A 7,460-nucleotide genomic window follows, 5' to 3' on the forward strand; every position below is an offset into this window, starting at 1 on the left:
CATTGCCACTTCGTCTCCGAGCGCAGCCTGCTGGAGGCCATCGCCTCCTCGCTGACCGAGATGTTCTCGCCGACGATCATCTCCGAGCGCGTGGCGGGGATGCTGGAGAACTACGACTTCATCACCAAGGAAACGCTGGCCTATTTCGACAAGCGCCTGACCCAGGCGCCGCGGGATGCCGACTTCGCCCTCGACTACGTCAAGCGCCACGCCACCACGCCGGAGCTGCAGCGGGCGGCGATGGATGCCCTGACCTTCAAGTGCACCGTGCTCTGGACCCAGCTCGACGCGCTGTCCTTCGCCTATGTCTCCCCCGGCCTGATCCCACCGGGTGCATGGCAGCCCGGCGAGGGACTGGCCTGAGGTCGAGCCGAGGTCAGGCGCGCTCGGCGATCAAGGCCATGCGGACGAGGTCGGACAGGCTTGCGGCCTGGAGCTTCGTCATGACGTTGGCGCGGTAGATCTCCACCGTCCGCGGGCTGATGCCGAGATCGAGGCCGATCACCTTGTTGGCGTGGCCGGCGACGAGCCCGTCCAGCACCTGCCGCTCGCGCTCCGACAGGGTGGCGATGCGCTCCCGCACCGCCTGGGTCCGGGCGGCGAGGCCCGCTTCGCGCTCGCGGCGGGCCAGGGCGGCGCGCACGCTGGCGAGCAGGATCTCGTCGTCGAACGGCTTCTCGATGAAATCGACGGCCCCCGCCTTCATCGCCGCCACGGCGAGCGGCACGTCCGCGTGGCCGGTCATGACGATGACCGGCGGCATGGCTCCCCGCTGCCGGAGGCGGCGCAGGAACTCGATGCCGTCGATCTCGGGCATGCGCACGTCGGTGACGATGCAGCCGGCCGGATCGGAGACGGCGGCGAGGAAGGCGCCGGCCGATTCGTGCAGGCGCACCGCCAAACCGTCCGTGCCGAGCAGGAAGGCGAGCGATTGCCGCACCGCCCCATCGTCGTCCACCACATGGACGAGCGCGTCACTCGACATGCGCCAGCTCCTTTCCATCGACGCTGCGCAGGGTGAAGCGGAACACCGTGCCGCCCTCGGGGCCGGGCTCCGCCCGGATCCGCCCGCCATGGGTCTCCACGATGGTGCGGCAGATCGAGAGGCCGACGCCCATCCCGTTCGGCTTGGTGGTGACGAAGGGCTGGAACAGCCGGGCGGCCACCTCCGGCGCGAGGCCGGTGCCGGTATCGGCGACGCTCACCTCCGCCGCGCCCTCGGCGGGCAGGGCCCGGGTGGCAACGAGAAGGTCCCGCCGCGGCCCGCCCTCCATCGCCTCGATGGCGTTGCGGATCAGGTTGAGCAGCACCTGCTGGATCTGGATACGGTCGGCGAGCACGAGGGAGGCCTCGGGATCGAAGGCGAAGCGGACGCGCACGCCCCGCTCCTTGGCGCCGACCAGGGCCAGCGCGCTCGCCTCCTCGATCAGCTTCGGCAGCCCCTCGATATGGCGCTCGCCTTCCCCCCGCGACACGAAATTGCGCAGGTGGCGGATCACCTGCCCCGCCCGCAGGGCCTGCTCGGCGGCTTGGTTCACCGCATCCGCCAGCAGGGGGATGTCCGGCCCCTCCATGCGGCCGAGCAGCCGGCGGCAGCCCTTGAGGTAGCTGGCGATGGCGGTCAGCGGTTGGTTGATCTCGTGCGCCAGGGTCGAGGCCATCTCGCCGAGGGCCGTGAAGCGGGACATGTGCACGAGTTCGGATTGCAGCTCCTGCAGCCGCGTCTCGGTCTGCTGCCGCTCGGTCAGGTCGCGGATGAAGCCGGTGAAGTAGCGCGTCCCGCCCGAGCGCATCTCGCCGACGGCGAGTTCCATCGGGAAGGTCGAGCCGTCCTTGCGCTGGCCGACCACCACCCGGCCGATGCCGATGATGCGGCGTTCGCCGGTGGCGCGGTAGCGGGCCATGTAGCCGTCATGCTGGGTCCGGTAGGGCTCCGGCATCAGCAGGCTGACATTGCGGCCCAGCACCTCCTCGGGCGCGTAGCCGAACTGGCGCAGGGCCGCCGCGCTGAAGGACTGGATCCGCGCCGCCTCATCGATGACGATCATCGCATCGGGCACGGTTTCCAGGATGGAGCGCAGATGCGCCTCGCGGGCCCGCAACGCCTCCTCGGCGGCAAGGCGCTCCGTCAACCCTCCGACAAGCAGGCTGTAGCCGGCGATCTCTGCGCCGCTCCGCTGCGACACGACCACCAGATGCCCCGGAAAGGGCGCGCCCCGCGCGTCGCGGAGGGCGGCCGGCTCCTCGACGCGGCCATTCGCCCGCGCCGCGGCCAGGATCCGCTCCGGCCGGCCCGCCCGCCGGTCCTCGTCGGGAAAGAGGCGGCCGATGGGCTGCCCGACCAGATCCGTCTCGCGCCAGCCGCCGGGCCGGGTCGCCCCCGCATACCAGCTCGTGATCCGGCCCTCGGGATCGAGGGTGGCGAGGGCGATGTCGGCAAAGGGCCCGGGCGGGACCGACCGGGCCGCTCCGTCCCCCTGGGCGGGCTCTCCGCCGCTGTCCGACGTCGTGCTCATGTCAGCCCATCTAGCCGATCCTCGTCCGCGCCATCAAATGCGCGTGAGAAATCGACTTCGGTGTCTCTCAGGAAACGCCCGCCGCACCATCGCATCCGGAATGGGAGCGAGCCGCGACCGGGCCTTTCGTGAACAGCCCTACCCCGCCGGCAGCGCCTCCTCGAACACCACCGCCTCGCCCTGGCCGGGGGTGGTCAGTTCGCCCTGCCACATCACCGGCTTGCCCCGCACCACCGTTCCCACCGGCCAGCCGGTGACGGTGACGCCGTCATAGGGGGTCCAGCCGCATTTCGAGGCGATCCACTCGTTGCGGATCGTCTCGCGGCGCTTGAGGTCCACCACGGTCACGTCGGCATCGTAGCCGAGGGCCAGCCGGCCTTTGCGGGCAATGCCGAACAGGCGCTTCGGGCCGGCGCTGGTCAGGTCGACGAAGCGGGCGAGCGAGAGGCGGCCGGCATTCACGTGGTCGAGCATGATCGGCACCAGCGTCTGCACGCCGGTCATGCCCGATGGGGAATCGGGATAGGGCTTGGCCTTCTCTTCCAGGGTATGCGGCGCGTGGTCGGAGCCGAGCACGTCCACCACGCCCTGGGCGAGACCGCGCCAGATCCCGTCGCGATGGGCGGCGTCGCGCACCGGCGGGTTCATCTGCACCAGGGTGCCGAGCCGGGCATAGGCCTCGGTGCCGTCGAGGGTCAGGTGGTGCGGGGTCGCCTCCACGCTCACCACGTCCTTGGCGTGCGCCAGGATCGGCATCTCGTCCATGGTCGAGATGTGCAGGATGTGGATGCGCGCGCCGGTCTCCCGCGCCAGGGCGATCAGCCGCTCCGTGGCCTTCACCGCGACCTCCGGCGAGCGCCAGACCGGGTGCGAGGCGGGATCGCCGGGGACGCGCAGGCCCTTGCGGTCGCGCAGCATCGGCTCGTCCTCGGAATGGAAGGCGGCGCGGCGGCGGATGCGCTTCAGGATCTCGCGCACGCCGGCATCGTCCTCGACCAGCAGCGAGCCGGTGGAGGAGCCGATGAACACCTTGATGCCGGCCGCCCCCGGCAGCCGCTCCAGCTCGGCCACCTGCTCCGCGTTCTCGTGGGTGCCGCCGACCCAGAAGGCGAAGTCGCAATGCATCCGGTGATGGGCGCGGGCCACCTTGTCGGCCAGCGCCTCGGCGCTGGTGGTCTGCGGGCTGGTGTTGGGCATCTCGAACACCGCCGTGACGCCGCCCATCACCGCCGCGCGGGAACCGGATTCGAGATCCTCCTTGTGGTCGAGGCCGGGCTCGCGGAAATGCACCTGGCTGTCGATCACGCCGGGCAGGAGGTGCAGGCCGCGGCAATCGCGCCGCTCGGCGGTCGCGGCACCGGACAAGTCGCCGATGGCGGCGACGCGGCCGGCGCGGATGCCGAGATCGGCGACGGCCTCACCGTCATGGTTCACCAGCGTGCCGCCGGCCAGGACGAGATCGAAGGGGGCTTCCATCGGGGCTCTTCCGGTTCGCTTCGGACGATTGAGACGCGGATGCACGCGGCTTATGTCAGCCTCTTGCCGCGTGCAACGCCGCGCCGTCCAAGGAGAAGTCATGCCGATCGCCCTGCTGCCGGACCGTGCCGTCGTCGCCGTGTCGGGGCCGGACGCGACCGCGTTCCTGCAAGGCATCCTCACCTGCAATGTCGAGACTCTGCCCGAGGGGGAGGCGCGGCTCGGCGCCCTGCTGACGCCCCAGGGCAAGATCCAGTTCGATTTCCTGGTGTCGCGCGCCGGGGACGGCTTTCGCCTGGAGACGGCGGCCGAGCGCGTGGCCGACCTCGTCAAGCGGCTCGGGCTCTACCGCCTGCGGGCCAAGGTGAGCCTCGCCGCCGATCCGACGCTCGGCGTCGCCGCCGCCTGGGACGGTGCCGAGACGGCGGCCGAGACGGCCCGGGTCCGCGACGGCCGCCTGCCCGCCCTCGGCGAGCGCCTGTATGCCTCCGACGGCGCCTTCTCGGCCGATGCGACGGAGGCCGAGTACCACGCCCACCGCATCGGCCTCGGCGTCCCGGAAGGGGGGCGCGACTTCGCCTTCAGCGACGCCTTCCCGCACGAGGCGCTGATGGACCAGCTCGGCGGGGTGGACTTCAAGAAGGGCTGCTATGTCGGCCAGGAAGTGGTCTCGCGGATGCAGCACCGGGGCACCGCCCGCACCCGCATCCTGCCGCTCGTCTACCGCGACGGCCCGGCGCCGGAGCCCGGCACGGAGGTGACGGCCGGGGCGCGCAGCCTCGGCACCACCGGCAGCGCGGCCGGCGACTGGGGCCTCGCCACGATCCGCCTCGACCGTCTCGGCGACGCGCTCGCCGCCGGCGAGCCGGTGCGGGCGGGCGGGCGCCTCGCGGCCGTGGGCAAGCCGGATTTCGCCACCTTCGCCTTCCCCACCGACACGGCCGCCGCCGGATGAGCGAGGCGGCATCCGGGCTGATCACCACCCATCCCGATGGCTGCCCGCGCTGCTGGTGGCCGGGTCTCGACCCGCTCTACCTCGCCTATCACGACACCGAATGGGGCGTGCCGGAAACGGATTCCCGCGCCCTGTACGAGAAGCTGATCCTCGACGGGTTCCAGGCGGGCCTGTCCTGGATCACCATCCTGCGCCGCCGGGACGGGTTTCGCCGGGCCTTCGACGGCTTCGCGCCGGAACGCATCGCCCGCTTCACCGAGGCCGATGTCGAGCGGCTGATGGGGGATCCCGGCATCATCCGCAACCGCGCCAAGATCCGTGGCGCGATCGCGGGGGCGCGGGCTTGGCTCGCCCTGGAGGAGGCGGGTCCCGGCTTCTCGCCGTTCCTGTGGGATTTCTGCGACGGCCGCCCGATCCAGACCAACGCGGCGCGCCGCGCCGAGATCGCGACGGAGACGGAGATCTCCCGAAAGATGAGCAAGGCCCTGAAGGCGAAGGGTTTCACCTTCTGCGGCCCCACCATCGTCTACGCCTTCATGCAGGCGGTGGGCATGGTCAACGATCACCTCACCGGCTGCCACCGCCACGCCGCCTGCGCCGCCCTCGGCCATACGCTCGGCGAAGGCCGCCATCCGTGAGCGTGAGTCCCCAGAAGAAGCCGCCCCGGGCGTGGCAGCGGATGCTGTCGGGCCGCCGGCTCGACCTGCTCGATCCCTCGCCGCTGGATGTCGAGATCACCGACATCGCCCACGGGCTGGCCCGGGTCGCCCGCTGGAACGGGCAGACGGCGGGGCCGCACGTCTTCTCCGTGGCCCAGCACTCTCTGTTGGTGGAGGCGCTCGGCGCCGCCCTCGATCCCCGGATCGGGCCGCCGGAGCGGCTCGAACTGCTGCTGCACGATGCGCCGGAATATGTGATCGGCGACATCATCTCGCCGCTCAAGGCCGCGATCGGGGACGCCTACCGCACCGTGGAGCGGCGCCTGCTGGCGGCGATCCGGCGGCGCTTCGGGCTCGGGCCGCCCTCCCCGGCCCTGACCCGCCTCGTCAAGCGCGCCGACCGCATCGCCGCCGCCCTCGAAGCGACCCGGCTCGCGGGGTTTTCGCAAAGCGAGGCCGACCAGATTTTTGGGCGCTCCCCCGCCCTGTCGGACGCTGGACAGGCCGGGATCGAGTCCCTGCTCGCCGGCTGGCCGACGGCGGAAGCCCAGGCACGCTATCTCGCCCGCTTTGAGGCGCTTCAAAGGGGGGATGAGAGTCCGTCCATGGCCGGCCCGTTCCGGCAACCCTGACGCCCCTCATGCTGAGGGGCCGCGCCAGCGGCCTCGAAGCACGCCGCGACGCTTCTCCCGAGCGGCAGGTCATGGGATCGACCGTTCCGGGATGCGTCGGGGCCCGCTGCGCGGGTGCCTTGGCAGGAGGAGCGATGCGCTTGCTCAAGCAACCCCTCGAGAACCACGCTGCCGGCGACGGACAACCGCCGGGCGATCAGACAGTCATCCGAGAGCCCAACGGAATGCCCACGATCCATATCTGCCCGCTCTCGCGCCTGGCCGAGACCGTCGCCGCCTGCGACGCGAGCCATCTCGTCACCCTCGCCACGCTCGGCAGCGTCGTCGCGCGCCCGGCCTCGATCCGGCCTGAGCATCACCTGCGGGTCGGGTTCAGCGACATCACCGCGCCGAGGGAGGGGCACCTGCCGCCCGGCGAGGAACATGTGCGGGCCGTGCTCGATTTCGTCGGCGCATGGCCCGCCGAGCGGCCGTTGGTGATGCATTGCTATGCCGGCATCAGCCGCTCCACCGCCGCCGCCTATGCCGCGGCCTGCGCCCTGCGGCCGGATCGGGACGAGGACGCCCTCGCCGAGGAGCTGCGCCGACTGGCGCCCAGCGCCACGCCGAACCGCCTGTTCGTGGAGATCGCCGACCGCCTGCTCGGACGCGAAGGCCGGATGAGCGCGGCCATCGCCCGGATCGGCCGGGGCGCGGAGGCCTTCGAGGGAACGCCGTTCCGGCTCACCCTCCGATGACAGGAGAATGACGCGGGCAGACGCGCGGCGACCGCCCCGGATCGGTCGCACGCAATCGACCCGGACTTGTGCGACCGGACCGCGCCCGTCATAACCCGCCCCAAAGAGGATCCGGGATGAACGCTCACACATCCGACGCGACCGAGGCGACGCCGGACGACCTGCCGTTCGAGCGGGCGCTGGAGCAGCTCGAGGACATCGTCCGCCGCCTGGAGCGCGGCGACGTCCCCCTCGACGAGTCGGTGGCGATCTACGAGCGCGGCGAGGCGCTCAAGCGCCATTGCGAGACCCTGCTGAAGCGGGCCGAAGCGCGGATCCAGAAGATCGCCATCGGGCCGGACGGTCAGGCCGCCGGCACCGCGCCGCTCGACATCGAGTAGCGGCCGGGTGCGCGGTCTCGATATCACTCATCGCGTGCGAAGCCTTCGCGCGCCTTTCCTTTCTACGGGCATGAGGCTGCTCCGGTGGCACTAGCGGACACGACG

Annotated in this window: 8 protein-coding genes and 1 pseudogene; 6 read left to right on the plus strand and 3 right to left on the minus strand. The window is 71.5% G+C overall.

Features of this window, described 5'->3' with window-relative positions; translation table 11 throughout:
* Positions 1-357 (plus strand): annotated as a pseudogene (locus MZTS_RS12935) (thiaminase II/PqqC family protein); the annotation flags it as partial.
* A 19-nt stretch (positions 358-376) separates the two neighbouring features.
* Here the strand turns inward: MZTS_RS12935 and fixJ are convergent.
* The 3 genes from fixJ to MZTS_RS12950 all read right to left on the minus strand — a co-directional run bounded on the left by fixJ (position 377) and on the right by MZTS_RS12950 (position 3,992).
* The gene (gene fixJ / locus MZTS_RS12940) at positions 377-985 is read right to left on the minus strand and encodes a response regulator FixJ (RefSeq protein WP_192284158.1); all 609 of its coding nucleotides are present in this window, start codon (positions 983-985) and stop codon (positions 377-379) included.
* Positions 975-2,516: a PAS domain-containing sensor histidine kinase gene (locus tag MZTS_RS12945; protein WP_192284159.1), complete on the minus strand. Its 1,542-nt coding sequence runs from the start codon at positions 2,514-2,516 to the stop codon at positions 975-977. The genes fixJ and MZTS_RS12945 overlap by 11 nt, the downstream gene beginning before the upstream one ends.
* 138 nt (positions 2,517-2,654) lie before the next feature.
* Positions 2,655-3,992 carry a dihydroorotase gene (locus MZTS_RS12950; RefSeq protein WP_192284160.1) on the minus strand — a complete coding sequence of 446 codons (1,338 nt, stop codon included), beginning with the start codon at positions 3,990-3,992 and terminating at the stop codon, positions 2,655-2,657.
* A 100-nt stretch (positions 3,993-4,092) separates the two neighbouring features.
* Between MZTS_RS12950 and ygfZ the strand changes: the two genes are divergently transcribed.
* From ygfZ to MZTS_RS12975, 5 genes are all read left to right on the plus strand, one after another.
* A complete protein-coding gene (gene ygfZ / locus MZTS_RS12955; protein ID WP_192284161.1) occupies positions 4,093-4,947 on the plus strand; it encodes a CAF17-like 4Fe-4S cluster assembly/insertion protein YgfZ in 855 nt (284 codons plus the stop codon).
* On the plus strand, positions 4,944-5,585 hold the full coding sequence (locus tag MZTS_RS12960) for a DNA-3-methyladenine glycosylase I (RefSeq protein WP_009866777.1): 642 nt from the start codon (positions 4,944-4,946) through the stop codon (positions 5,583-5,585). The genes ygfZ and MZTS_RS12960 overlap by 4 nt, the downstream gene beginning before the upstream one ends.
* A 41-nt stretch (positions 5,586-5,626) precedes the next feature.
* Positions 5,627-6,238, plus strand: a complete 612-nt coding sequence (locus tag MZTS_RS12965) for an HD domain-containing protein (RefSeq protein ID WP_009866778.1) — start codon at positions 5,627-5,629, stop codon at positions 6,236-6,238.
* A 224-nt stretch (positions 6,239-6,462) separates the two neighbouring features.
* Entirely contained in the window at positions 6,463-6,975 is a 513-nt protein-coding gene (locus MZTS_RS12970) for a tyrosine phosphatase family protein (RefSeq protein ID WP_192284162.1), read from the plus strand.
* Positions 6,976-7,091: 116 nt separating this feature from the next.
* Complete coding sequence (locus tag MZTS_RS12975) at positions 7,092-7,355, plus strand: exodeoxyribonuclease VII small subunit (protein ID WP_009866780.1); 264 nt, start codon at positions 7,092-7,094, stop codon at positions 7,353-7,355.
* Positions 7,356-7,460: the final 105 nt, after the last annotated feature.

The organism is Methylorubrum zatmanii (assembly GCF_014845115.1).
GTDB lineage: Bacteria > Pseudomonadota > Alphaproteobacteria > Rhizobiales > Beijerinckiaceae > Methylobacterium > Methylobacterium zatmanii.